The sequence below is a fragment of the Ningiella ruwaisensis genome, from assembly GCF_004798935.1.
Classification (GTDB): Bacteria; Pseudomonadota; Gammaproteobacteria; order Enterobacterales; family Alteromonadaceae; genus Glaciecola; species Glaciecola ruwaisensis.
Genome location: NZ_RAHT01000008.1, coordinates 19983 through 44299 on the forward strand (window position 1 = coordinate 19983; position 24317 = coordinate 44299).

Annotated in this window: 26 protein-coding genes and 1 tRNA gene; 4 read left to right on the top strand and 23 right to left on the bottom strand. The window is 41.5% G+C overall.

The window, feature by feature from the left end; translation table 11 throughout:
- Window positions 1-34: 34 nt before the first annotated feature.
- The 14 genes from gmhB to D6V41_RS15275 all read right to left on the bottom strand — a co-directional run bounded on the left by gmhB (window position 35) and on the right by D6V41_RS15275 (window position 9595).
- Entirely contained in the window at window positions 35-634 is a 600-nt protein-coding gene (gene gmhB, locus D6V41_RS15210; RefSeq protein ID WP_136252403.1) for a D-glycero-beta-D-manno-heptose 1,7-bisphosphate 7-phosphatase, read from the bottom strand.
- 64 nt (window positions 635-698) lie between these two features.
- The gene (locus D6V41_RS15215; protein WP_136252404.1) at window positions 699-1052 is read right to left on the bottom strand and encodes a hypothetical protein; all 354 of its coding nucleotides are present in this window, start codon (window positions 1050-1052) and stop codon (window positions 699-701) included.
- Between the two features lie 18 nt (window positions 1053-1070).
- The gene (locus tag D6V41_RS15220) at window positions 1071-1550 is read right to left on the bottom strand and encodes an AAA family ATPase (RefSeq protein WP_136252405.1); all 480 of its coding nucleotides are present in this window, start codon (window positions 1548-1550) and stop codon (window positions 1071-1073) included.
- 92 nt (window positions 1551-1642) lie between these two features.
- The gene (locus D6V41_RS18400; protein WP_241664564.1) at window positions 1643-1900 is read right to left on the bottom strand and encodes a hypothetical protein; all 258 of its coding nucleotides are present in this window, start codon (window positions 1898-1900) and stop codon (window positions 1643-1645) included.
- A gap of 75 nt (window positions 1901-1975) precedes the next feature.
- Window positions 1976-2119: a helix-turn-helix domain-containing protein gene (locus D6V41_RS18405; RefSeq protein ID WP_338324272.1), complete on the bottom strand. Its 144-nt coding sequence runs from the start codon at window positions 2117-2119 to the stop codon at window positions 1976-1978.
- Between the two features lie 127 nt (window positions 2120-2246).
- Window positions 2247-2684, bottom strand: coding sequence for a hypothetical protein (locus D6V41_RS15230; protein ID WP_136252406.1), 438 nt, complete (start codon window positions 2682-2684; stop codon window positions 2247-2249).
- Window positions 2685-2875: 191 nt separating this feature from the next.
- Window positions 2876-3346 (bottom strand): energy transducer TonB, encoded by a 471-nt coding sequence (locus D6V41_RS15240; protein WP_136252407.1) that lies wholly within the window; start codon window positions 3344-3346, stop codon window positions 2876-2878.
- Window positions 3347-3390: 44 nt separating this feature from the next.
- On the bottom strand, window positions 3391-3795 hold the full coding sequence (locus D6V41_RS15245) for an energy transducer TonB (protein ID WP_136252408.1): 405 nt from the start codon (window positions 3793-3795) through the stop codon (window positions 3391-3393).
- A 92-nt stretch (window positions 3796-3887) separates the two neighbouring features.
- Complete coding sequence (locus D6V41_RS15250) at window positions 3888-4304, bottom strand: DUF6010 family protein (RefSeq protein WP_136252409.1); 417 nt, start codon at window positions 4302-4304, stop codon at window positions 3888-3890.
- 242 nt (window positions 4305-4546) lie between these two features.
- Entirely contained in the window at window positions 4547-5020 is a 474-nt protein-coding gene (locus tag D6V41_RS15255; RefSeq protein ID WP_136252410.1) for a cell wall metabolism sensor histidine kinase WalK, read from the bottom strand.
- Between the two features lie 49 nt (window positions 5021-5069).
- Complete coding sequence (locus tag D6V41_RS15260; protein WP_136252411.1) at window positions 5070-5543, bottom strand: hypothetical protein; 474 nt, start codon at window positions 5541-5543, stop codon at window positions 5070-5072.
- A gap of 1405 nt (window positions 5544-6948) precedes the next feature.
- The gene (locus D6V41_RS15265) at window positions 6949-7638 is read right to left on the bottom strand and encodes a hypothetical protein (RefSeq protein WP_136252412.1); all 690 of its coding nucleotides are present in this window, start codon (window positions 7636-7638) and stop codon (window positions 6949-6951) included.
- Between the two features lie 94 nt (window positions 7639-7732).
- Window positions 7733-8380 carry a hypothetical protein gene (locus D6V41_RS15270; RefSeq protein ID WP_136252413.1) on the bottom strand — a complete coding sequence of 216 codons (648 nt, stop codon included), beginning with the start codon at window positions 8378-8380 and terminating at the stop codon, window positions 7733-7735.
- A 288-nt stretch (window positions 8381-8668) separates the two neighbouring features.
- Window positions 8669-9595 (bottom strand): LysR substrate-binding domain-containing protein, encoded by a 927-nt coding sequence (locus D6V41_RS15275; protein WP_136252414.1) that lies wholly within the window; start codon window positions 9593-9595, stop codon window positions 8669-8671.
- A gap of 215 nt (window positions 9596-9810) precedes the next feature.
- Here D6V41_RS15275 and D6V41_RS15280 point away from each other — a divergent pair, with 215 nt between their 5' ends.
- On the top strand, window positions 9811-10140 hold the full coding sequence (locus D6V41_RS15280) for a hypothetical protein (protein ID WP_136252415.1): 330 nt from the start codon (window positions 9811-9813) through the stop codon (window positions 10138-10140).
- A gap of 73 nt (window positions 10141-10213) precedes the next feature.
- Here D6V41_RS15280 and D6V41_RS15285 read toward each other — a convergent pair.
- The 5 genes from D6V41_RS15285 to D6V41_RS15305 all read right to left on the bottom strand — a co-directional run bounded on the left by D6V41_RS15285 (window position 10214) and on the right by D6V41_RS15305 (window position 15514).
- Window positions 10214-10290, bottom strand: a tRNA-Arg gene (locus tag D6V41_RS15285).
- Window positions 10291-10408: 118 nt separating this feature from the next.
- A complete protein-coding gene (gene mmsB / locus D6V41_RS15290; RefSeq protein ID WP_136252416.1) occupies window positions 10409-11377 on the bottom strand; it encodes a 3-hydroxyisobutyrate dehydrogenase in 969 nt (322 codons plus the stop codon).
- A gap of 79 nt (window positions 11378-11456) precedes the next feature.
- Window positions 11457-12722 carry an enoyl-CoA hydratase/isomerase family protein gene (locus D6V41_RS15295; protein ID WP_136252417.1) on the bottom strand — a complete coding sequence of 422 codons (1266 nt, stop codon included), beginning with the start codon at window positions 12720-12722 and terminating at the stop codon, window positions 11457-11459.
- A gap of 77 nt (window positions 12723-12799) precedes the next feature.
- Window positions 12800-13954: an acyl-CoA dehydrogenase family protein gene (locus tag D6V41_RS15300; RefSeq protein WP_136252418.1), complete on the bottom strand. Its 1155-nt coding sequence runs from the start codon at window positions 13952-13954 to the stop codon at window positions 12800-12802.
- 69 nt (window positions 13955-14023) lie between these two features.
- Window positions 14024-15514, bottom strand: a complete 1491-nt coding sequence (locus D6V41_RS15305) for a CoA-acylating methylmalonate-semialdehyde dehydrogenase (RefSeq protein ID WP_136252419.1) — start codon at window positions 15512-15514, stop codon at window positions 14024-14026.
- Between the two features lie 470 nt (window positions 15515-15984).
- Between D6V41_RS15305 and D6V41_RS15310 the strand changes: the two genes are divergently transcribed.
- Both D6V41_RS15310 and D6V41_RS15315 read left to right on the top strand, forming a co-directional pair.
- On the top strand, window positions 15985-17640 hold the full coding sequence (locus D6V41_RS15310; protein ID WP_136252420.1) for a response regulator: 1656 nt from the start codon (window positions 15985-15987) through the stop codon (window positions 17638-17640).
- A 135-nt stretch (window positions 17641-17775) separates the two neighbouring features.
- Complete coding sequence (locus tag D6V41_RS15315; RefSeq protein ID WP_136252421.1) at window positions 17776-18264, top strand: glutathione peroxidase; 489 nt, start codon at window positions 17776-17778, stop codon at window positions 18262-18264.
- A gap of 7 nt (window positions 18265-18271) precedes the next feature.
- On the opposite strand, the gene D6V41_RS15320 is transcribed toward D6V41_RS15315, so the two are convergent.
- Window positions 18272-19024 (bottom strand): methyltransferase, encoded by a 753-nt coding sequence (locus D6V41_RS15320; RefSeq protein ID WP_136252422.1) that lies wholly within the window; start codon window positions 19022-19024, stop codon window positions 18272-18274.
- 37 nt (window positions 19025-19061) lie between these two features.
- Window positions 19062-19856 carry a Nif3-like dinuclear metal center hexameric protein gene (locus D6V41_RS15325; RefSeq protein WP_136252423.1) on the bottom strand — a complete coding sequence of 265 codons (795 nt, stop codon included), beginning with the start codon at window positions 19854-19856 and terminating at the stop codon, window positions 19062-19064.
- Between the two features lie 102 nt (window positions 19857-19958).
- Between D6V41_RS15325 and D6V41_RS15330 the strand changes: the two genes are divergently transcribed.
- A complete protein-coding gene (locus tag D6V41_RS15330) occupies window positions 19959-20309 on the top strand; it encodes a hypothetical protein (RefSeq protein WP_136252424.1) in 351 nt (116 codons plus the stop codon).
- Window positions 20310-20405: 96 nt separating this feature from the next.
- On the opposite strand, the gene sohB is transcribed toward D6V41_RS15330, so the two are convergent.
- Window positions 20406-21452 (bottom strand): protease SohB, encoded by a 1047-nt coding sequence (gene sohB, locus D6V41_RS15335; RefSeq protein ID WP_136252425.1) that lies wholly within the window; start codon window positions 21450-21452, stop codon window positions 20406-20408.
- Window positions 21453-21581: 129 nt separating this feature from the next.
- Window positions 21582-24146, bottom strand: coding sequence for an acylase (locus tag D6V41_RS15340; protein ID WP_136252426.1), 2565 nt, complete (start codon window positions 24144-24146; stop codon window positions 21582-21584).
- Between the last annotated feature and the right edge of the window lie 171 nt (window positions 24147-24317).

The window sequence follows — 24317 nt, forward strand, 5'->3', positions numbered from 1 at the left end:
GCCACACGCTTTTACTATTGAGTCCCGCCAAATATCATGGCAATACAATATTGCTTAACGCACTTACCGATTCTACAGGAATGCTAAGTTGGTATGCTTTACTAATGGCGGCATCTGATTTATCAAGTGCACTAAACAGGTAGCCTTTTAGAAGACCTGCGCGAGATGCACACTGCATATCAATGCCTTTATCCCCCACCATTACACTTTTGCTTAAATCGATACGCCATAATTGAGCTGCCTCATGCAGCATGCCTGGTGAGGGTTTGCGGCACTCACAGTACTGTAAATAGGCCGGCTTGGCATCGCTAGGGTGGTGCGGACAATAAAACACATCATCAATCAATGCATTGTGATGCGCTGCCTCTTTGATCATCCAGTGACTAAGCGACTCAAATTCTGCTTCGCTATACATGCCACGCCCTATTCCCGACTGGTTTGTGACTACAATGACTAAGTAGTCTTTTTCCTTTGCCTGTTGAATCAGCGAAAAGATTCCGTCAACCCAATCAAAATTGTCTTGTTGATAAACATAGCCGTGGTTTAGATTTATCACCCCGTCCCGATCTAAAAATAATGCTTTATTAAACTCAGGACTTTTCGTGTTGGGTGATTTTGCGGGTTTGAGCTGAATAGTGCTTTCCTTTTACATTGAATTGACTTGTCATGAATAAGCTTAGGTCAATTCAATAAATATGTTACAGCGAACCGACAAGTTCTCTGGTTACCAAGACTGTTATCAGCTTCTCGCCTATCTCTATAGAAGCCTCTTTTCCATACTCTACTACAAATCTAGGGTTCATTGCGCCTGTTGAATCAGATAACTCGGTAACAATTTCAGCTGTATTAATTGACTTCGGGTGCACTGTAACACGATAGTTAAAACTCTCGCCAATACTAAGTGTAGCAGACTTATTTGATTCCAAAATCATCTCAGGTGAACCTAGCAATTCGCCGTTAACGTAAACCGATGTTGATACGCGAAATGTGTCATCAGCAAAACTAAAGCTAGAAAAAAGCAGAAACGCGCTTAAAAGAAACAAATGTTTCATTTTCAATCCTTAATTAAATTAGTGATTCGATGTTAGCATTATCTTGCGACCAGAAAAACGTTGAAAGAGCTTTTCATGCGCTTCTCTCGAAAAAGTATCCTTGCGATTATCGTACTGTTTAATCCAATCGATAAGCATAGGTAAATTAGCGTCCTGAGCATTTTTAGATGCATATTTATGAGGCTCCCAGGGCCGTGCTTCAGCGTTCTTAATACACGCCTCGACCGGCAAATTCAGAAAAATAATTTCAGAGGCGTCAGATAAGGCCATTTCGAGTAAATCTGAATAACATCCCTCAATAACCCAGTTAGTGTTCGCACAAATAAACGCCTGAATACATTCTCTAGATTCATCTAAACTGCGACGTTGTGGCGGCGAACTTGAGGTCCAGGCAATGGTATCTAAATCCAGATGAGCAAGCCCCTTTTCCCGCGCAAGGCGCATTGCCATCGTCGATTTTCCAGAGCCTGAATTCCCGAAAATTAAAAGTTTTGTCATATTAATCGCTTAATTTCGGCAAATACCCTCGCTACTCGATTGTGACCATTCAACAAAAATCGGATGAGAAGGAAAGGAAACAAAAGTATAAGCTAGCTAATGCTCTTATACAGTCTTTTCTTATTCAAATGTTCTAAACAAATGTTTGTACTCAACAGAATAAACCCAACAAGAAAGCAAATTCCACCAAAATCGAGATATCTGAAATTGCCATGTATTTCATATTGCTGATTAAAGTCAGCTCCTTTTAGTGTTGGAATGAGAATATCTACAATCCAAAGACCAAAAAACACGCTTGATAAGGCAAAGGCAATTAACCAGGCGTACTTACAGATAAATTGAAAGGTCATATTTTCAAAGCCGCTCGATACTTGCAAGTCATCAGGGGTTAATGAAAATACCGAAGCAAGTGCTTTGGTTGTTTCTTAGGAGGCTGTTCCGTTTTTTTCCAGTCGTTGAATTGTTCGTACGTTTAATCCACTTGCTGTAGCCAGTTCCTCCTGGCTCCAACATTTGATAGCGCGTAATTTTCGTATTTTATCTTTATTTAACTTCATATCATTACTCATCACTCAACCTTTCTAACCAATAAAATGAAAGGCCATCTTAGTCTGATTATTATCATTTACCCTGACAAGAGCCCGACAACTAGCCGACATTCCCCCGACATACGCCTGACACTTGAGTCAGAAACACTTAAATTAAAAACAGCAATAATCCAAGCAACGCAAAAGCTCGCGATGCAAATAGCAACAACTTGTGTGCAATAGGCACGTCAATTGTTTGCTTAGGTGGATCACTGGCTAATAATTTGGGCGTAAAATCATTCGCTGGCATCGATTGTAAGGTGTAGATACCCTGTAAGACACAGGCAATGCCAATAAATAAAAAGCCAAGATGTGCGCCTGTAAAATAGGAATATATCGCGTAAGCAGCTATCAAAAATACAATTAAGCTGGGCCAATGCGGCCCAAGCTGATTAGACTTTTTACGATTGAGGTTGAGATTGCCGGTAAATTGTATGAGAAAAAAGACAATAGCAAAGCCAATAAGAAACCACCCTGCTGATTCCTCTTTATACAGACTGTTTATTCCTAACAGAGGTAAAACTAGGGACAAAAAATACTGGTTCATGCTTCGTTCCTTCATATCAAATTAATGTTTGAGAAAGCATTGCACTAACTGACGATATCAGAATCTCTCTCCAAAACCCAACATCGAGGATTATGAGTAAAACATATTTTTTCGTAATAGGTATTTGCAGCCGGGGCAGCGACAAGAATTAATTTACTGCTTGGCGTGATTTAAATACTTTTTGCTGTGATTCAACGTATGATCGCACTGCCAACAGAATAGATTACATCTTGACCTGGACAGGCACTGCTTAATTTTTGGTCTGAACAAATGAAATCAGATTCGTTCAAACAAAATTCAAATCTCGTCATCACTTTAATTGGCTTATCTAACTCTTTTGAACTTATTTCTGCCCATTTCCAATTTTGAACTACTTGTTTAGCAGACGTCGCAAAGTAATGTTTGGTCGCAGAAACAACTTTTATGTCTTCTATCTCATAGTCAGGAGTGACCACATACTCGACCGTAGCGCAGCCCTCCTCTGAGTTTTTTGCAGCTCTTTCTGGGTATCTGGGAGGAAATCTATTCAATTCTGAAAAACTAGATTTATTAAAAGCCCCCTCACTAAGCGGTAAATCCCCGTATTTTTTTTGACTGTTTGTTGCGGCGCAGCCAGACAATGCGCATACTACAAGAATAAACAGACTAGACATATATTTCATAGAAATACTCCTTATTTAATGAAACTCACTCTCAAGCCAAAGCGCTAATTAAAATAGAATGTGCTCTGCACTATGACTGGGGTTCTGGAATTATTACTTTTCGAAGGTTTATACCTTAAGTTAGTGACGGCCTCTAAACCTGCTTCATCCCACATTCCCTCAGGCTGAGACTCTACTACTTGGGCGTCAAAAGTATGCCCATTGGAATCTATTAAATATTCAACTACGACAAAGCCAGGTTGGATGTTATAAGGGGAGATGTTTGACGGCGTTTTAAAGCTAAAGGTCTGATTTTGCTGCACCCAATACTGATTAAGATCTGCATTCCCTATGGATATCGGCTGACCTAAAAGTTGCTTTTTTGGCGTAGTCGGTGTATTTGGCGTAGTCGGTGTAGATGAACAAGCAACTAATACTAAAACAAATAAAAAAACAAATAGTCGTTTCATGAATATCCTTATACTTACTGCACTTTGCGCAGAAAAACAATGCTCTAATCGCAGCAACAGTTTAATTTCTTTTGTAAGCGAGCTTAACCACTTCACATAAATTTATGCTTCTTAGCCTGCAACTGCAAGCGCCCTTTTTTACATGAGTAAATCACCCAACTACCTAATACTATGTCTACAGTAGCGCAAAAAGCCGGCCACCATGACGGCGATACACTATTATTTAAATAGACCGCATGGATTATGTCATACGCGCCGTGAACAACGATACCTAAGCCCACAATAACAAGAGATTTGTATGCGCCTAGAATAGCGATGCCAAAAAACGCAAGCGCGATAAACGCCTCCAATAATATTGAGTGTCCAGCAATTACTGAAAACAGCACATAATAAGATGCTATGACAATTAATAAGGTAGGATAAAAGCTCAGATCTTGCTCAAAACGAGTCAACTTAGCGAATACGATGATTAAGAGTGAAAGAACTAAACCAATAAAGATAGAAATCATCGAATGTCTTTAGTTTCCTTTGCCGTGTTACGTTGCGTTAGTCACAATTTAAGTGAAGCAGAGGCAATTTTGCGCAGGCAACGTGATATGCCTCATTATTGATAAAAGCAAATGACCTTTCAACACTGACGGCAGAAAACTCTGTCGGATTACTTTTTAACATGCTTGCCATAAATTCGGCAGCCATGCCAAGATGCTTTTTAGGAATTTCGTTTTCAAATCATACCGTTTAGTTAATCTAATTAGACTTTTGACTGCGTATCAAAGTAACTATAACGCGCTAACTCGTGTGAAATCTTTTTATTGATTTGATTACGCACCAATATAGAGACGGGAAATGGCAAATCACCGGTTTGGGTTAGCACGAGATAATTTCCCTCTTGTTTTAATTTGAATTTTTGTTCAAAGCTTTTCGCTCGTCTTATTCCACGCAGCGACTTTTTAAACGCAACAACGTCGCTATAGTCAATTGCCAAGTACGCGCTAAGTTCTTGCAGTATTATCGATAAATCTTTGGGTCTTTTTGAAACAAATCTTATTCGTTTAGACTCCATTTTATTTTCATACCACACAATAATAACGATAAAAGCTATCCATAAAACTAAGGACGTAAACGCGTCTGAAAATGCAGTTTTTTTTGCATGAAGAAAAATACCGATGCCTGCGGCAACCACTATGTGAAGTTTTCCAAAATAAAACCAAAATCGATTCAACATATATCCTTAATAACCTGTACAGATCCGTATTATTTCATTCGGTAAACTTCTATGTTCCTGCAAATTTAAAAAACCGCCAGAGCTTAGTCAAGCTGAAAGAAAATACACACAGAGTGAGGCCACACGACAGGCTTGCGATCCCCTGCCAAAAATAAAAAGTTTCTGGCTCTGATAATGCTGCAAACACCAAATAGTGCTGACTGATTGAAACAACACCATTAAAAGCGAAATATAAGCCTAATAAAAAAATTCCTGCTGATAACAATTCGCTTGCAGTACAATCCAACTGAGAACTAAAGCCAAGAAGTTTTCCAATGAGTTTACGCGCAAAGATAATAGATAAACCGACTACTAGCTTAGTAAGCAAATAAGCATAAGTTAATAAGTAAAATGCATCCTGCTCTTTATTATTATTTAGCATGCTAATGTTGAATATAGATACTATAAAATCAGGAATCACGGAAGCTATAAACCAAACGCCAGCTAAGGCCAAAAGGGTTTCTCCCGAATTATTCAAACGCATTCATTTTCTCCCTGGTAAAATCCCCATTAAAAGCGCTGGCGCATAGATAAAGATTCATAAAGCTCTGAAAACAACCATCAATTAAATTTCGTGCGATATGATGTAAATGCAGATTGCTATTAACAGTAGAAAACCTACAAAGCTGCACAAAGCTCCAGAAGAATTCGTGTGTGACCAATATGTATATTGACCTTTTCTCGGGTATCTGCCGCCAGATATAACCTTGCATATCGGCCAGCCTATCCAATAGCATATTGTCCCAAAAAAGATGTCAGCCAAAATGTAGCCGATACCTCGAAAAAAACCGTTAATTATTGATGAGCCTAAATCATCCATAAAACTTAGTGTTCCTTTAAAAACCAAAATACTCGCCCACTCAGTGCGGCAAAGCATTGTCAGACAGTTAAGCGTTTACTACACATAAATCCAATTTAATCCTAGTTCGTTGTGAATTTAAGAATTTAAGACTTTAAGTCAAAAAACTGATTTTTTAAAAACCGCCTTAAGCTTATTACACAACTTTCGTTCAGCTTTGTTTGCCTTGATGGATATCTTGATTACACATCTAGGCACATGACCAAAAAGACACAAATAACCAATAAAAATCATAGCTATTGTCGACACTGATATTATTAATATCTGCTCTTTAATAAGCCACGGCGCGGTCAAAAACATTTTAAGTATCGCATAGAAAAGCGACAACAGTATCGCGCCTAATAATAGTCTGATTACTGGTCTTACAGTGTTTTTATCCCTGTATCCATGCATTTTTTATCCTCAAATAAACCTTATTCCTGAGCATGGAGCCCTGTTCTCTGGGCACTATGTCACAGCGGGGCGATAAATTTGCTTGCTATGGACGTTCCCCTAATGTCTACAAACTGTAGGCGGCAATAAAGGTTTGTTATAACTAGAACAACTCTACTTTGATTTGAACATATGTACAGTATTATGCGCAACTCGAAGTCTGCGTTGGCAGTTAACACCGCCAACAGGAGGGACCAATGTTGTCCCATATAACGCCAGGTAAGATGAGGCAAACTGCTTGGCCTTGTTATGTGTTTTAAGTAACACTAGCTAACACCAACAAAACAGCAGTCAAAATAGCGGCAAAAAGGAAATATTTACCCAAAGACTTACTTGCCTTCGCCTCACGCTGCACTTTATCCAACAGCTGATGTAGACGAGCCTCACATAGGTCTCCACAATGTGGGCATTTATCAGGGCTAGGTTCAACGTACCTTAAGCCACAGCGCTCGCACTTTTTTGTTGGCTTCTGGTTCTTGAGCATTGCCGCTCTAGCACCAAGACCTCCTATGCTCATAACGGAACTCCATCACACACAAAACCGTTCAATAACGAGTTTTTAAAAATATAGACTTGTGGTTTACTGTTCAGCATTTTGTTATGAGCCAACTCGAGGGAGCTTTTCTGATTCACTTATTTCAAAGCGCTCCAAATTAAGTATTGCTGAGTATGAAATACCGGCTTTTTGATAAATAATAAACAATTCAGTTTGATTCAACATAGCATGGTCTACGATATTTTCTACGTCTTTAATTACTTCTCTATATCCTGTTCCGTCCGGATAAGTTATTGCCAATGTAGATAAGTCACTTGCTGCCAAGCGATTATTTTGGTCTGAGTCGAGCTGAACTAATTGATACAAGATCGCGACCACTGGTTTGTCAGAACTGTAATCACCTTCCCTTAATTTATCGCTTCGTTCAATCAAATAATTGGTATGATCAAATAGCCATTTCTTTTCAGACGTCTCGGTATTAACAAACAAATAATTTCGAGTTGAACTAGATGATTTACTAAAATATGCGCGATTAAATGACTGATCTGAAAAAAGTGGAATCATGATGGTCTTATTATCATTGAGCTTTGATAACTGCCCAAATCTCCAGTTTTCCTCTATTTCAGAACTTCCTTCAAGATTTACAATGCTGCTAGTGCTTCCATCTCTAGTAACTTCCTGAAAAAGATTATACGTCACCAATGCGAGGACAGCGACAGCTAATACACCAACAACAGAGATGACTAATCCATTGAATCGCCAAACTAATTTAAAAAATTTATTTTCTTCCATGATACTCCATAACTATAAATTGGCTAACGTTTCAATATGAGGCATTGCGCTACTTTTGGGCAAAATCCTTCAAATTGTTTTGTTAGGCTTACTTTTACAGCGATAAATAATATTCAGCATAAAAACTATTCATAAAATCTATTGCTTCATCTTCTGACCAATTGTATTCGCCCCCCATTAGATTTTTGAGTTCCTCTTGGAACTTTTCAGTTTCTTTAAACGTTTGAAATTTTATTCGTTTGTATGTTTCGAACTCAACTGCTGAAATGTCAAGATGTTCGATAACCACTCCTTGATTTATCTGTAGGACAATATATTTTTCGTAGCTAGAACCGTAGCCCATATGAACATAGTTGGTCATTTCACCATAGGGAACAATTAAGGCTCCAGAATACCAGTTGGCGAAAATTTTGTTTTTATTGGGGAAAATGCTATTTAAAATACTTACTTGATCGTAACGGTGCTCTTCAGTCTTTGAGGCAACTCCGATTGTCATATCCGTTAAAAGTAAATTGCCTGCTTCTACTTTCCAAGAGGCAACATAGCCTCTCCAGTTTGCTGATGAAATAGTAGCTATTTCTGAAATTTCCCATTTGATCTCAGTTAAATATTGTTCTAATGGGTTTGTGTTTAGTCGATACTTAACTTCATTAATTTCTATTGCATCAGGAATTTGAGCTGTTGAAAAACAACCGAATGAGATAAAACTTAACGTAAATAAAATTGTGATATGGAATTTCACGCTCTTTCCTTGATAAGCCTAATACTTTATTATCCACACCTCTCATCATATTCAAAGTGCAGATACTTGATAAATGCTTTAATGCCATTCTTGCTGTATTTTTATTTATATGTCAATAAAACAACAGTTTAATCAGCTTACTAAAACGTAACGCATTGAAGAAAAATCGTCATAGCGAGAAATCTCGCTTTATAAAAAAATAGTAATTTCAATAACCTAAACAACATCTCACCCTAAATTCAGTAGACTTATTCAATACTTTTGCATTCAAGGAGTTATCCCTGATACTTACCAAGCTTCTACATCGCCAAACGAGGTGCGTAATTCAGGCAGTATCCAAGTTTGAAAATTAGCCACTTTTTGCCAATTAAAGTGATGCTCTGGCGCAACTAAATAAAGTGACCATGGGCTGGTTTCTTCAAAATCGAGCACTTGTTCTAATTCACCGCTAATTAAATATTGCGCTACCAAGCCCCTATTGATAAAGGTAAATCCTTTAGCGGCAAGCGCATGTTCAATTAAAATCATGGAGTTATTTGAGCGAATGGATGCGGTCATTGTTTTAGCGTCAACGTCGTAATGTTCACAGGCCTTGTTAAATATCTCTTGTGTCTGTGGGCTAGGATCTTCAATCCACGGGAGTGAGAACACCTCCTTCGGGGCCGTTATTTTCTTATTTGGCAGTGTTTCAATAAGCCTTGGACTTGCAACAAACACCAAATCATCACGCATCAGCTTTATTTCTTTTAAACCTTTGTAATTGCCTCCTCCCATGCGTATGGCTAAATCAACCTCATCGGTTTCAAAATTTGTTATTTCATTCGATGGCGCAATTTGGATCATAAGTTCAGGGTGTTGCGATTGGAAATCAGGCAAACGCGGCATTAACCACAGCGACGTAAAAGAGTGTATCGCAGAAACACGCAGAATATGCGGGTTTAGGTCACCAGAAATAGCGCGCAAACCCGTTTGAAATTGATCGAACCCGTTCTCGATATAAGGAAGTAGTCTGGCACCTGTTTCCGTTAAACAGGTATTGCGACTGTTGCGGTAAAAGAGTGCCTGTCCAATATATTCCTCTAAGCTACGCACCTGCTGACTAACCGCCGCTTGGGTAACATTAAGCGATTGAGCCGCTTGTTTAAAACTAAGTTTTTGGCCAGCCACCATGAAAAAATGCAAAGACTTGAAAGATGGAAGATATGCTTTTTCCATGAACCGACCCTACCGTTTGCAATGCCTGCTTGAATATCTCGTGCTCCAAGAATGTAAACACAACATAGTTAAGATTTTCTTAAGTATAGGTTATTTTTTATCGTTTGTTGAATGTTTACTGAGTGCCTATTCTTCGCAGTGTTATTTAATTCAACAACCGTTAATGCACCATCAATTGCACATTAAAAGTGTTAAAACATAACCGAGGGGCCTATATGAAAGCTAACAAACTCTTCACTCTGGCAAGCGCGCTTACCATTGCTTTGGCAAGCACAAATCTTGCTGCCTATACATCTACTCAAACACTGAACGTTTCATCTGCAGACTCAGGATTCTTATACCAAACATTGGTTAAACATTCCGATTCGCTCAAGATTTCGTATGTTAAAGAGGAGAAAAATATTCAATGCTGGATTGAGCGAACACACAAAGGCGTAGAGCAAAGCAGCACGCCTGTGAATGTAAAACCGAACAAATTTAGCGTTAAGCCATTAAGCGCATGCTTGTCTCGTAAGCAAGCTATGGAATGGTTGTCTAAACGCTAACTGGGCGATAACTGGGCGCTAATTAGTGATGAAGCTTTGTGGCCTATTTATCAGGTAGGCAGCTTGAGAGAAATGGCGCGCCCGGAGAGATTCGAACTCCCGACCGATTGGTTCGAAGCCAATTGCTCTATCCAGCTGAGCTACGGGCGCGTTGAGGACGCATATACTAGGTGGAATTTGTCCAAGTATCAACAGAAATTCTGGCTTTATGCGTCACTTGCTTATTTTATTTTCAATTTTGGTAAAAGCGATAAGTATAAACAACAAATCAACGCTTGGCTTTTAACGACTCGAAGATGCTTGAAAAGTCTTTGCCACCATTGCCGTTGACGCTATGCAACTGGTAAAGCGATTTAGCCAATGATCCCATTGGCACAAGCGATTGATGCTTAGCGGCAGTGGCCATCGCCAAACCCAAGTCTTTGTTCATCAAATCGACCATAAAGCCACCTTTGTAACCGTTAGAAGACGGCACATTTTCCATCACACCAGGGCATGGGTTATACACTTGTAGCGCCCAATTATTCCCTGAGCTTGCTTTCATAATATCAGACATCACTTTGGCATCAATGCCATTGTCCATAGCTAATTGAAGCGCTTCGCTCGTGCCAGCCATTAATATTGCCAAGAGCATGTTATTGCATATTTTGGCAACCTGCCCTGCACCCACATCTCCCGCATGAAAGATATTTTTTCCCATAGTCTCAAGCACCGGGCGAATGCGCGATACTGTTTCTTCGCTGCCACCTGTTATAAAGGTCAGCGTACCAGCCGCAGCCCCTGCTACTCCACCCGATACAGGCGCATCAGCAAAGGCTAAACCTAGCAATAGCATTTGTTGATTAATGTCTCTTGCTTCACTGGCTTCAATGGTTGAACAGTCTATAAAAACAGCACTTGATGGCGCGCTTGCAGTTATGCCCTTAGTACCAGATGTTTCATCGCCAAAATACAAACTTTTTACATGTTTGCCGGCGGGCAGCATAGAGATCACAAAATCTGCTTCCTTAACAGCCTCATCTGGCTGTGCAGCTCCCATAACATCTTTATTATTCGGATGCTGATTTAAAAAAGCATTCACATTACTTTCTAACAAGTCGTAAACACAAACGCGCATTCCTGCTTTAACAAGATTAGCGGCCATTCCAGCGCCCATATTACCTAAGCCAAAAAAGGCGATTTTTGTGCGCTTTTGTGGATCAGAATGAATATTCGCTGACGGATTTTCATTTGCCATAGCAATTCCTCAAGGCTTGACATTTCTCAAGCAAATTAGTTATTTTTTTCATCGACTTAATCTTCAATGCAAGACCTATTTATTCGCCAAAGTCTCTTTCCAAATCGCTTAACGGGTGCAAAGCATTATTCGACGTGTATTCGCCCAAGCACTCAAAATGCGCGTTAATAATTTCGTTTGGCACATCAGCCATACTCTTGTACTGCCAGTCGGGTTGATTATCTTTGTCTATCAATAAGGCTCTTACGCCTTCCTGAAACTCCCCTAGCGCACCACAGGTAAGTGCCATGCCAAGCTCCATTCTAAAACACTCAGCCAGACTTAAGCCTTTAGCTCGCTTAAGTTGCTGAAAAACAAGATGCGCTGTAATTGGGCTACCATGTGTTAAACCCGAAATAGCTTTTGCCAGATATTCACCTGCACTCTGGTTTGTGTCTTGTAGACCCTGATGAATGCTTTTAAGGCTGGCAAGTGCCTCGATTGGGCCCTGAGCTGCGTCTAATAAGGCAAGTTCTGTAATAAAGTCATGTATCTTGGCTGGCCGCAAAAGTACGTTGTCGCCAGGGTCGCCGTCTATGCTCTGTGCAAACTCCATGGCAAACTGCTTCACACGCTCTTTATTAGCAATTGATTCTGGACTTTGCTGACACAGTTCGTCTAAAAACGCTTGCTTTTGCGCATGAGCAATACACACATCGGCCATGTTAACCGCAAGCGCATCAGCCGCATTTACATTGGCAGCTGTCAGGCCTAAAAATAATCCAACGCCTTTTGGCAAAGTATTTAAAAAATAGCTGCCACCTACATCAGGAAAAAGCCCAATGGTGATTTCTGGCATGGCAATGCGAGCGCTTTCGGTTACGATCTTAAGGTGAGAGCCACTGAATAAACCGAGTCCACCGCCCATGATAATGCCATTTCCCCAAACAATGACCGGTTTGGGAAAGGTATGAATGCAATAATCCAAGCGATATTCTTGGGTAAAGAAGTCTTTTAAAAACGCAGGCGTTTCACCACTTACGTCTTTTCGAGCACTTGTATCATCGTCTTTCATTGCTTTGTACATCGAAACAATGTCACCGCCCGCGCAAAATGCTTTATCACCTTCGCTGTCTAAAAATACAGCTAATACGCTCTCATCATCTCGGACCCGCGCAAATGCATCTAGTAGGCTTTCTACCATTTCTAAATCGAGTGCATGTAGCGCTTTTGGTTTATTTAAAGTGAAGCGAACAATTTGCTTTTTGTGGGTTTGGCTCAGAGTTTGACTAACTGGGTGATAACTGACCAGCACTTTGTCGCTGCCGGTTTTAATATCGTTATTTGCTCTTTTTTTATCTTGCATGTTCTGTTCTTGCATCAGCAGGCCTTTGCTAAATGAAAAGTCATCTTAAAAGAATGCGCGAAACGGCATTGATTTTTTTAAAGTATATCCCGGTCATCGCCTAATAGTCGTCGACCCACGATCACGCGCATAATTTCATTCGTTCCCTCGAGTATTTGATGAACACGCACATCGCGAACATGACGCTCCAGCGGATATTCTTTGATATAACCATATCCACCATGAATTTGTAAGGCCTGATTGCACACCTCAAATCCAACATCTGTTGCAAAGCGTTTTGCCATGGCGCAATAGGTGGTTTTATCTGGATGATTGTTATCGATTTTACTTGCGGCGAGCCTTACCATTTGTCGAGCGGCGACTAGTTCGGTAGCCATATCGGCAAGTTTAAATTGAAGTGCCTGAAAGCTGGCCAGAGGCTTACCAAATTGGGAGCGCTCTTGCATATAATCTCGAGCAGTATTTAAAGCCTGTTGCGCCGTACCTATGGAGCAGGTCGCGATATTGATTCGCCCACCGTCTAGACCTTGCATAGCAAATTTGAAACCTTCTCCCTCTTGTCCAAGCCGGTGTTCTTCGCTTACTTCTACGTTGTCAAAGCTTACCATGCGTGTGGGCTGGGCATTCCAACCCATTTTTTCCTCTGGCTTACCGTAACTGACCCCTTTTGCATCCGCTGGCACAACAAAGGCAGAAACACCACCTGCTCCTTCTCCACCGCTTCGGGCCATTACCACCAACACTTGTGTTGAACCTGCACCAGAAATAAACACTTTGGAGCCATTTATCACATAATTGGTACCTTGTTTTTCAGCAGAAGTACGCAAAGACGCAGCATCTGATCCTGCCCCCGGTTCCGTCAAACAATAACTGGCGATACTTTCACCGGTTACAAGTTTATCCATCCAGGCTAATTTGACCGCGTCGCTGCCCCATGTTGCAATCATCCATGTCGCCATATTATGAATAGTCAGCATTGCAGTGGTGGTGGTGCAGCCCATGGCCAACTGCTCAAATATAATAGATGAGTCAAGCCGACTCAGCCCAAGGCCGCCTGCTTCTTCTGGCGTATATAAACTGCAAAAACCCAATTCGCCTGCCTTTTTAATGACTTCAACCGGAAAATGATGTTCTTTGTCCCATTGTGCGGCATAAGGGGCCATTTCACTTAAGGCGAATTGTTTAGCTGTATCGGCAAACGCTATTTGGTCGTCGCTTAGTTCAAAATTCATCGCTACCTCAATACTTTATTTTACTATGTGTGTCTTTGTATAAGCTTAGTGAGTTAATCTGCATATCGCCTATCGCAGGTTAATTGTCATGTTTGGTCCAGAGTCGCTCTCGTCGTCAAACCAGCGTGCAGTAATTGTTTTTGTTTCAGTATAAAAACGGATTGCTTGCTTACCGTATGCATGCAAATCGCCATAGAAAGAGTTTTTCCAGCCAGTGAACGAGAAGAAAGGCAATGGCACGGGTATGGGCACATTGATGCCAACCTGTCCAACTTCTACATTGCTCTGGTAATATCTCGCAGCTGCGCCACTTGCGGTAAAAATACTCGTTCCGTTTCCATAAGGATTGGCATTAACCAGTGCCAGCGCTTCTTCTAGCGTGTCGACTTGCATACAACATAATACCGGACCAAAAATTTCTTCCTGGTAGATTGCCATGTTGGCAGTAACGCCAGCGAATACTGTTGGGCCTACCCAATTGCCGTTTTCATAACCTTCAAGCGTAAATTCACTGCCATCAACTAAACAGCTTGCGCCCTCGTCTTTCCCCTTTTGTATGAGGCTAAGCACTCGCGCTTTGGCTTGTGGACTGATTAGCGGACCAAAACCAGCATTTTTATCATCCCACAGACCAGGTTTTACTTTGCCAATTTTTTCAGCCAGTTCGGGGATCCAGTTAGCGCTATCACCAACAAACACAGCCACCGAAATTGCCATGCAGCGCTGACCGGCAGCACCAACAGACGAACCTACCAGGTTATTCAGGACTTTTTCTTTATTTGCGTCAGGCATGATAACCGAGTGATTTTTTGCCCCCGCAAAACATTGAGCACGTTTCATATTTTTAGTCGCCGTGCGATAAATGTGCTGACCAACCGGCACGCTGCCTACAAAAGACACTGCCTTAATGTCTTCATGCTCTAGCAAATGATTCACTTGGTCTTTGCCGCCATGGACAATATTTAATATGCCAGCAGGTGCGCCTGCCTCGATAAACAATTCGGCCAATTTCATTGGTGTGGCAGGATCCTGCTCTGAAGGCTTTAACACAAAAGTGTTGCCACAAGCGACGGCCATAGGGAACATCCACAGCGGGATCATGGCAGGAAAATTGAAAGGTGTAATACCCAAGCAAACGCCAAGAGGCTGGATCATCGAATAAGTATCGATATCGGTCGCCACGTTTTCGACGGTTTCACCCATCATCATAGACGCCACATTTGCAGCCTGCTCAACCACTTCAATCCCGCGCCACACATCACCTTTAGCATCTTCAAATGTTTTACCGGTTTCTTTAGACAAAATGCTGGCAATGTCGTCGTGATGTTCTTTAAGCAGGTGCTGATAACGAAGCATTACCCGCGCACGCTCTGATACAGGCACTTTTTTCCACGTCTTAAATGCTTCTTTTGCACACGCGATTGCTCGCTCTATTTCAGATTCTGTTGAAACTGGAAGTTTTGCGATCACTTCGTTATTTGCAGGATTAGTGACGTCAATCATCTCTTTTGACTGAGATGTCTCAAACTGGCCGTTTATAAGTTGCTGAATTGTTTGCATATTTACTCTCATGAGGGTCGAACGCGATACCGCAAACTAATCATTTTTGATTGTGCAAGGGCTTGCGTCTAAAGATTAACCTTTACGTTAACGTCAACTATAAAGGATCGACCTACTGCTTGTAAATCACTTGTTAAATGATTGTGGTGCTTAATCGTAAGCGAATTTGTAAAGCACACTTCACTACTTACACCCTTTGAACTAGGGACTGATGACCCTAAATGCAGAAACTTTGAACAAAAATATCAGGAAATAAAAAGCATGCCGATAAGTAAAGTATGTTTATCTTTGTTCAATAATTACCTTCAAGCAGGCTGAGGCCAACTTACATACGCTTAAGTGTTGACTGCTTATATACCTGCATATGGAACTGACTACGTTTTGGACTTATTGAACTGATAAAGTGATGGACCTGATAACAGAAGAACCATCAATGATCGAATTTTAACGTGCGGGATTGCGTCAAGCCAATGATAAAACTACAGGGCTATCAGGCTCCTCAAAAAGTCAATTTGCGTGTTGCTATTGTTGAAGACAATACAACCGCTCGCATGAATTTGCGCAGTCACCTAATGTCAATTGATAGTTTTGATATTGCAAGTTACAGCAACGGAAAAGAACTACGCAATGGCTTACGTACCTCTAATTTTGATGCGGTTTTTATCGACTTTCATTTAGGTCAGGCAAAAAACGGTGTTGAGTGGATTCAGCAACTGAAAGAAACCGGACTATTGAAGCCATCCACCGGGATATTCTTTATTACGTCAGATAGCTTGCCTCAAACCATTGGACAAATTCTGGATTTATACCCTGATGCCATCATTATTAAGCCTTATACCATCAAAAATTTGAGTACAACGGTTAAGCATTATCTTCATGCCAGGAAGCATTTGCTGCCGGCATTGCAGTACATGGATCAGAAAAAAGAAGAACATGCGCTGGAATTTTTGAACGAGCAGTTGCGCAAAGGCATTTCAAAACGAATAGAGTCCGATTTTATAAAATTAAAAGGTCGCTTGCTTATTTCAGCGAAGCGTTTTGATGAGGCAACGCAACTCTACTCCTCTATTTTAGAGCGCTCAAACGGCGTGCTTTGGGCTCATTGGGGCTTAATTAAAAGTGAGTTTTTTACTGGCAAATGGCAGCATTGTAAAAAAATGCTCGATAAATTAATCGAAGAAAGTCTGACAAAAGACAAAGCCTACGAATGGTTGGCCAGCGTTGAGATTGGCAAAAAGAATTATTTTTTGGCAGAGCAGCTTCTCGATAATATCAAAGACAGCGAACTAACGATTCAGGCTACTCGACTAAAAACACTTTGCTACAAGATGCAGGGTAAAACCGAAGATGCGATTGCTTTGCTTGAGAAGAAAGTACAAAGCAATTTAAGCGTTAAAGAACGCCTTGTTGATTACGCCATGGAGCTCGCCCGATACCATCTGCATCTTGCCGAGCAGTTTAGAGAAAGTCAGCAACTCTGCCTTAAAGATGAATATGCAGATTACGTATCGTCAGCACGCGTGATGCTTGGCAAAGCGTCCAGAAATATCAATGATCGCCATGCGGCCTTACAAAAAGATACCATGCTGGCATTGGCCTTTTTGCTTGATAACGATTTACCCCGCGCAGAGCGCATCATTAAAGAAACCAGTGAAGAGCATCAGTTTACCAAAGCAAATGTCAGCACCATGATAGACGCGGTTAAAGTATGGTTTGGGCTTGGTCACAAAGATAAAGCGAAAGAAATTCTGGAAAAATGCGACGACCAATTGCTTGAGCAGGAAAATCATATAGAAAGTCTTATTGCGACTGATCTTGTAATCAACATTGAAAAGTCCCTTGGCCTTGAAAAAGAGCGCGCGCTCAAAGTCAATGAAAAAGGCATGAAGGCTTATAGTAATAAAAAGTATGCAGAGGCTCTTACTTATTTTTATCGCGCTTACAGCATGTTTCCGGGCGTGCCTGCTTTTGCTTTAAATCTCTTGCAATGCTTAACCGATGCCAAACAAACCGAATACAAGGGTATAACCATTGATATTCTCATATTGGAGCTAAGCGGGCTAAGTCTCTCCGACAACAACAAAAAGCGCATGCACGCCATCAAAGAAAAACTTGCGCTTGCCTGAACAAACAGGTGAGTCACTATCGTCTAGCTGGTTTATGGAGAAGCAATGAATAGTTATGGATTCAAATAAATCATACTGCTTCTATCGTTATGCTGATATATTGAAGCATAGGCTTTCAAGTTAAATGGGATCAGCATGACAACTAGCATCTATCAACATCAGCTCACCTTAAACAATGGTGAAACCCTTGACTTATCTGAGCATGCCGGAAAGGTACTATTGATTGTAAACACGGCAAGTAAGTGCGGTTTTACCCCTCAGTACAAAGGCCTTGAATCGGTTTACAATGAATTTAAAGACAAGGGCCTGATGGTGATTGGCTGTCCTTGCGATCAGTTTGGGCATCAAGAGCCTGGTGATGACAAGGAAATCGCGCAATTTTGTGAAATGAATTTTGGCGTGAGCTTTCCGCTTTCTGAAAAACTCGAAGTCAATGGAGATAATGCGCATCCACTTTATAAAACACTTAAAAATGAAGCGCCTGGCATATTGGGTTCAAAGCGCATTAAGTGGAACTTTACGAAATTTTTAGTAAATAAAAACGGCAAGGTTATTAAGCGTTACGCCCCTACTACAAAGCCTGAAGAGATAACAAGCGACATCAAAGATGCCTTGAGCGCGTAAAAGTTTGTTAAGCCTTTCGCGCCTTGATGTAAAAGTACTTACCAATAAATTTAAACGGCGCTTGCTTGCCATACTGTTTTTCAAGCGCCAGTATCTGTTCAAAACCACTGCTTTGCTGACTTATATCGCGCATATAATCATGAAAACAGCGTATCCCGGCGCTTAGTTCAATTTTTATATCTGTCCTTTGCTCTAAAAACGCTAAAATATCAGCTGGTTTTTGAGGGTTATGCGGATTTAGTCTGACGGTATTGCGCACTTTCATTCCCTTCGCGATATAGTCAAAATTTCCATAAATCGCATTATTAAACAGCATTGCATCCTGATTGAAAAAACTCAAACTTAAGACCCCGTTTGGCTTTAACTTTGAAATGAGAATGTCTAGCGCCCTCAATGGCTCATCCAGCCATTCTAGTACGGCGTGACACAACACCATGTCAAAGCTGAATGCATTGCTTTTAAACGCGTCTACATCTGCCAACTCGAAGTTTACAGCTGCAAATGCGCTTAAGCGCGATTTTGCGATTTCCAAAGCTTCTGCCGATACATCAAGCAGGTGCAGCTTGTGTCCTTTTTCGGCGAAAGCCAGGCTCATCATGCCTGTACCCGCGCCTGCATCAAGCACATCTAAAGGTTTATCGGCTTCAATTTCATCATTTAGGTAATGCAATAAGAGTAAATGACGCAAGCGCCCTTTTGTTGTGCCGTAGATATTCTGATCAAACTTATTTGCGATGCCATCAAAATTGCCGCTTTTCATAAAGCGCATTTCCTTAATTGAGGATGTTCATTTAAAATCAGGCTGGGTTGTCAATGTCTACAAAGCTTACTTTCAAACCATGGGAGTCACCAAACTCTGCAGCCAAATACTCTCCCACGGCTTTAACGCCATAACGCTCAGTGGCATGATGACCGGCAGCAAAATAATCAATCCCCAGTTCTCGCGCGCTGTGAGTGGTTTGTTCTGAAATTTCACCCGAAATAAAGGCGTCGATGACGGGGGTGTCGTTTTCCATGGACTCACCGGATAAGGATTCAAAAGCATCTATGTAGGCTTGCCCGCCGCCTGTGCACCATGCAAGATGCTGAATACTATCTTTGTTACCAACGCTTGCGATGTCTCTACTTAAAGCGCAACTAAGGCGCGTTGAAAAGGCCTGATGAGACTCAGGCTCCGGCAACTCACCCTGCATTACTATTCCCAGCGGTTCGATATTTTCAAGCGGTCTCACATTCTTTAAACCAAGCACTTTCGCCAATTGTGCATTATTTCCAAATTCAGGATGGATATCGATGGGTAAATGATAGGCTAACAGATTGATATCATGTGCTAATAATTGCTGAATTCGGCGTTTTTTCATGCCAACGATGTTATAAGCCTCGTTTTTCCAAAAATAGCCATGATGGACGAGGATCGCATCCGCTTGAAGTGATATGGCTTTTTCAATAAGTGCTAAGCTTGCCGTAACCCCTGTGACGATATGCTTTACCTCAGTTTTACCTTCAACTTGTAAGCCATTTGGACAGTAATCTTTTACTCCATTTGGCGAAAGAAGCTGACTGAGTGCTTTTATTAACTTATTTCGTTGCAAATTGAAGCCCTTTTTATCAAGAAATTAGACATTTAATATTTTTTGTGTATAAACTTAGTGATATTAACATTTTACATACAAGAACAGGGTGTATTCTACTCGATGAGCAAATTAGATAAAGACAGTGTATTAGAAAAATTTACCAAAGCGTATGAAGCGGCAAACGGCAAAGCTCCTAACATTGAGGCTAAAGGCGGCTGGTATAGCGTAGATGGTGATAAAAATGTGCGTTTAGCCCAACTTGACGAGATGGCTGATGAGTTGAGTAAAGGCGCAGGGAAGTCAGGCAAAAAAGCCGAAGCGCCCGAAGCTAAAGCCGATAAAAAGCCAAGTGAGAAGAAAGCGGTGAAGAAAAAGGCGACAGCGAAAAAGCCTGCTAGCGCATTTTCAGTGAAAGACTTTTACACACAGCAAATAATGGAAGCCAATCCGGGCAGTAAAGCACCTCGCTAGTTTTCCGCCTTAAGCATCCCAAAAGAGCATTCAAAAAAAGCAGCGTTTTATCGACGCTGCTTTTTTGTTTTCCCAATTCTCAGGCTAGCGTGCAAGTTACATCCAGGTGTTTTTGAGTTGAGTAATGGCTTTATTGATTGCCGTTTCCACGCCGTGTGATGCGGCAAGACCAAGTTTTTGTGCCAGGTTCTTTTTAGTGGCGTACTTGAGTCTATATAGCTTATGCGTTTCGTTTGCCGCTAACAGATAATCATCAGAAGTCTGAATTTTATCTACCAGGCTTAGTTCCAAAGCTTTTTGTCCGTACCAGTATTCACCTGTTGCAACCTTTGCAATATCCACATCTTTTCGATGTTGTGACACAAAGTCTTTAAACATCTGATGCACTTCTTCCAGCTCTTCTTTAAACTTCTCTCTGCCCTCTTCGGTGTTTTCACCAAATAAGGTTAGTGTCCGCTTAAAATCACCTGCTGTATGCATTTCGTAGTCAATGTCGTTCTTTTTAAGTACTTTGTTGAAATTGGGGATTTGTGCAACCACACCAATTGAGCCAATAATAGCAAAAGGCGCAGAAATTATTTCATCTGCCACACAGGCCATCATATAACCGCCGCTTGCCGCAATTTTATCGACACTGACCGTGAGCTTTAACCCTTTATCCTTGATGCGTTTAAGTTGAGACGCTGCCAAACCGTATCCATGCACTACTCCTCCACCGCTTTCAACATTAACAAGCACTTCATCTCCTTCTTTTGCAACACAAAGCACAGCCGTAATTTCTTTACGAAGTGAATCTACTTCTTTCGCCATTGATGAGCCTTCAAAGTTGATCACAAAAAGATTCGGTTTAGCGTCCGATTTTTCAGCGTCTTTTTTCTTTTTGCTTTCTTCAGCTTTTTTCTGCTTTTCTGCTTTTTTATCGGCTTTTTGTTTAGCCTTGAGCTGCTCTTTATCCAAAAGCACTGCCTCTGCCTGATGCTTTAGGTCATCATAAACGTCAGAAATTGAGTCGAACTCAAGATTCCCCGGTCGCTGTTTTTGTTTAGACGCCATCGCAATGATTACGCCTACTACAACTAATATTGCCACCACGAGGGTAATTGCTTTGGCCAGAAACAAGCCATATTCGAATAAAAACTCCAAGGAACTACTCCGTATATATTTTTAAAAACACATTGACCGCAAAAACAGGCCACAAAAGAAAAAGAGCGCAACGGCTCTTTTTCAAAGTTTATCACATAAGCGTGATCCTGAATCAAGAAATCATGCTTGCTAGTTTTGAACTGCTGTCTCTTGAGTAGATACGCCAGTCGAAATAGCAATTGATTCGATTAAACTTGCTTCTATTTCTGCTTCTGTATACGCCATCGGACGCAAAGAAGGTTGCTCAGAATAAAAACGGCTCTGATCATCAAAATGTTCAGATTCAGTATTGTTTGACTGTGAATAAGTCAGTATACCTCTTCCTTTAGGACCATCCTCTGTAAAGTTAACTACCATGGCCCAACTGGTTCCGTAAGTAATGTGATAGCCCTCTGCTTCTGCACTTAAACGGGTGCTTGAATCGATTACCGGATAAGTGTGACGGGGTAACAGCGTACCGTTATCGCCAGTGCGAACATCAAAGACATTAAATCCACCTTCAATATTATGCGCCCCGCCCCATGGCAAACGCTCACCTGACGGCATGCCTGTAACAGTGCTTTTTTCAACAAACTGCACTTCACCGAGGCTTGCATCAAGTTCTATGCCCGCCTGCTGAATTTTAGCAACCGCTGTGGCTAACTGCATTACTGTCGTATCGTTTGCAATTAATCCGTTTGGTGTACTTACTGGCATTTCTGGATCGTAAGCCACTTCCCATTGGGGATCAAAGCGAAATTGGAAGGCAAACTCACGTAAAATATGTGCACCCGTGCTGTCTTTGTTCATGGTGCCATCAAAACCTGCCAAGGCATCACACGCTGGACCAAGGTTGACCATGGTACCATTAACATCTACGGGCGTTTCACGATTTTGCTGACATATTTGAAGTAGCTCAGGCAAAATGGCTTCTGATAAATAATTCCGATTCCCCATAAGCGCTTCTTCAACTTCTGCAGGGGAGAATTTACCATCAGCGCCCGATTCGCTTGCCAATAGTTCATGTGCCATTCGAGAGCGAAGGCTTTGTTCATTGCCAACCTGTCCATACAGCGGCGAAACGCCTGTGATAGGAGACTCAAGGTTAGTTAACCAGAAGCTGTCATTTGAGTTTTGCACATAGTCGGTGCCAGCGTACTGAGGTGCGCGCTCAAACGGAACCGGTTTATCAAAATCAAATACTGACGCAAAACCTGGCAATACAGTAAAGCCTGCTGCCTGTCTCGTTGCAATTAAGGTTGGATTGGTCGTGAGTTGCTGTATGGCTGAGTTTGTCAGGTCCGGAACGGTTGAGTCATCAATATAAAAAACCTGACCATCTTTAGATGCTGCCATGGTGTTATTAAAAATAACGCCGTCAAAATCCATAAATGCCTGTTTAAACTCATCCATGCTTCCGGCCAGGTTCATTGCCAACCAATGATCAACGACATCAAAGTTTGGCAGGTTCACATCTTTTATCGCAAAGGCATTACCGCCCGGCCCCCATTCAAAATTACCTGGTACAACAATCATCGGGCCATAATTGGTCACATAGCTATCTTTTTCAAGTTGTATAGTCTGCCCTGGAGCAACAGCCACTTCGATCGTATGCGTTTCTTTAAAAATAGTTCGTTTGGCACCGTCAACCGTGTGCGTCAGGTTTTGAGCATCACTGTCATCTAAGCTTAGCTGATAGACGACAAAGTGCTCTGCCGTTGAAAAGGTGTGTGTCCATGCGACGTTTTCGTTATAACCAATATTAACAACACCAGGTATGCCCATTAGTGAACCACCAATAACATTTAAATGGCCTTCAATGGTGGTTTGGAACTGCCAAAAACGTAAATTGCCTGTATGCGGGAAGTGAGGATTACCTAATACCATCCCCATGCCATTTTCTGTCATATCGGAGCCTAAGCCCCAGCCATTAGAGCCCATATCCTGAGGATTGCGCTGAGGCATTTTAACTTCAGGTTTAATAGACATGGGCAACTGTTCAGGATTACTGATAGTGCTTTGCGAAACCATGCGCGGGAGCGGATCAACACCAGGAGGAGCCGCTAAAAACATCGGCCCTAAAAAGTTTGCTGCACCAGGTAAAAGTGCAACGCCAAGTGCGTAAGTCAAAAGATCGATTTCATCTATTGGCTCTACCCACGGCTGTCCAGCACACTGTGGGTCGATATCATCTGGGTTATCCAACATAAATTGATTATAGCCTTGCACATAGCCTTGATACAGCGCACGCGAGTTTGCGCTCATACTTGCAAAACCTTGTTCAGCCTTCTCTCTTATGCCCACTGTTAAAAAGCCAAAATCGTTAATTAAATGCTCAGAGTCTCCACTGCCGGGAACAAGATCTGGACCGAAATACTTTGCTCGCTCTGAATTATATTTAACGATCTGGTCGGCCAAGATGCATAAATTATCTCGTGCAAACGCATAACCAACTCCATAGGCCATGCTTTCTAAGTTATCCGCTTTAACATGAGGCACGCCATACTCTGTCCAGCGAATTTCAGCATCTAACACACCATCCTCATCAAAGTTCGGCACACTTGCAACTGGGGGCGTTGGAGGCGTAACAGCAGGCGGTTCTGGAGGAGAAATATTAGAAAAATCATTCTGATTATCACCACAAGCCGCGAGTAATAGTGCTGACACGGCAATGCAGAGGGGTTTTACTGCTCTGGATCTGCGTCGTAATTTCATAGTCGTATCCTTTTAATAAGAATTTAATTATTGTGTTGTGTTAGGTGCTTCTTGAATTAAACGCCGCAGCAAAATCCATCCCACTGCAGCGATTCATTTCTATACGCTGTATTACAATAAAAACCCACTTCAAAAGTGGGTTTTTATTCATTAGTTCATTACTTCATTTGC

Bases quoted from the DNA above. Each gene is read 5' to 3' on its own strand.
- D6V41_RS15245 (WP_136252408.1), bottom strand. From the start codon at position 3,795: ATGAAACGACTATTTGTTTTTTTATTTGTTTTAGTATTAGTTGCTTGT.
- D6V41_RS18400 (WP_241664564.1), bottom strand. From the start codon at position 1,900: ATGACCTTTCAATTTATCTGTAAGTACGCCTGGTTAATTGCCTTTGCC.
- D6V41_RS15300 (WP_136252418.1), bottom strand. From the start codon at position 13,954: ATGAATTTTGAACTAAGCGACGACCAAATAGCGTTTGCCGATACAGCT.
- D6V41_RS15220 (WP_136252405.1), bottom strand. From the start codon at position 1,550: ATGACAAAACTTTTAATTTTCGGGAATTCAGGCTCTGGAAAATCGACG.
- D6V41_RS15255 (WP_136252410.1), bottom strand. From the start codon at position 5,020: ATGTTGAATCGATTTTGGTTTTATTTTGGAAAACTTCACATAGTGGTT.
- D6V41_RS15305 (WP_136252419.1), bottom strand. From the start codon at position 15,514: ATGCAAACAATTCAGCAACTTATAAACGGCCAGTTTGAGACATCTCAG.
- D6V41_RS15250 (WP_136252409.1), bottom strand. From the start codon at position 4,304: ATGATTTCTATCTTTATTGGTTTAGTTCTTTCACTCTTAATCATCGTA.
- D6V41_RS15315 (WP_136252421.1), top strand. From the start codon at position 17,776: ATGACAACTAGCATCTATCAACATCAGCTCACCTTAAACAATGGTGAA.
- D6V41_RS15265 (WP_136252412.1), bottom strand. From the start codon at position 7,638: ATGGAAGAAAATAAATTTTTTAAATTAGTTTGGCGATTCAATGGATTA.
- D6V41_RS15215 (WP_136252404.1), bottom strand. From the start codon at position 1,052: ATGAAACATTTGTTTCTTTTAAGCGCGTTTCTGCTTTTTTCTAGCTTT.
- D6V41_RS18405 (WP_338324272.1), bottom strand. From the start codon at position 2,119: ATGAGTAATGATATGAAGTTAAATAAAGATAAAATACGAAAATTACGC.
- mmsB (WP_136252416.1), bottom strand. From the start codon at position 11,377: ATGGCAAATGAAAATCCGTCAGCGAATATTCATTCTGATCCACAAAAG.
- D6V41_RS15340 (WP_136252426.1), bottom strand. From the start codon at position 24,146: ATGAAATTACGACGCAGATCCAGAGCAGTAAAACCCCTCTGCATTGCC.
- D6V41_RS15295 (WP_136252417.1), bottom strand. From the start codon at position 12,722: ATGCAAGATAAAAAAAGAGCAAATAACGATATTAAAACCGGCAGCGAC.
- D6V41_RS15310 (WP_136252420.1), top strand. From the start codon at position 15,985: ATGATAAAACTACAGGGCTATCAGGCTCCTCAAAAAGTCAATTTGCGT.
- D6V41_RS15260 (WP_136252411.1), bottom strand. From the start codon at position 5,543: ATGCGTTTGAATAATTCGGGAGAAACCCTTTTGGCCTTAGCTGGCGTT.
- D6V41_RS15330 (WP_136252424.1), top strand. From the start codon at position 19,959: ATGAGCAAATTAGATAAAGACAGTGTATTAGAAAAATTTACCAAAGCG.
- D6V41_RS15280 (WP_136252415.1), top strand. From the start codon at position 9,811: ATGAAAGCTAACAAACTCTTCACTCTGGCAAGCGCGCTTACCATTGCT.
- D6V41_RS15230 (WP_136252406.1), bottom strand. From the start codon at position 2,684: ATGAACCAGTATTTTTTGTCCCTAGTTTTACCTCTGTTAGGAATAAAC.
- D6V41_RS15275 (WP_136252414.1), bottom strand. From the start codon at position 9,595: ATGGAAAAAGCATATCTTCCATCTTTCAAGTCTTTGCATTTTTTCATG.
- D6V41_RS15240 (WP_136252407.1), bottom strand. From the start codon at position 3,346: ATGAAATATATGTCTAGTCTGTTTATTCTTGTAGTATGCGCATTGTCT.
- D6V41_RS15320 (WP_136252422.1), bottom strand. From the start codon at position 19,024: ATGAAAAGCGGCAATTTTGATGGCATCGCAAATAAGTTTGATCAGAAT.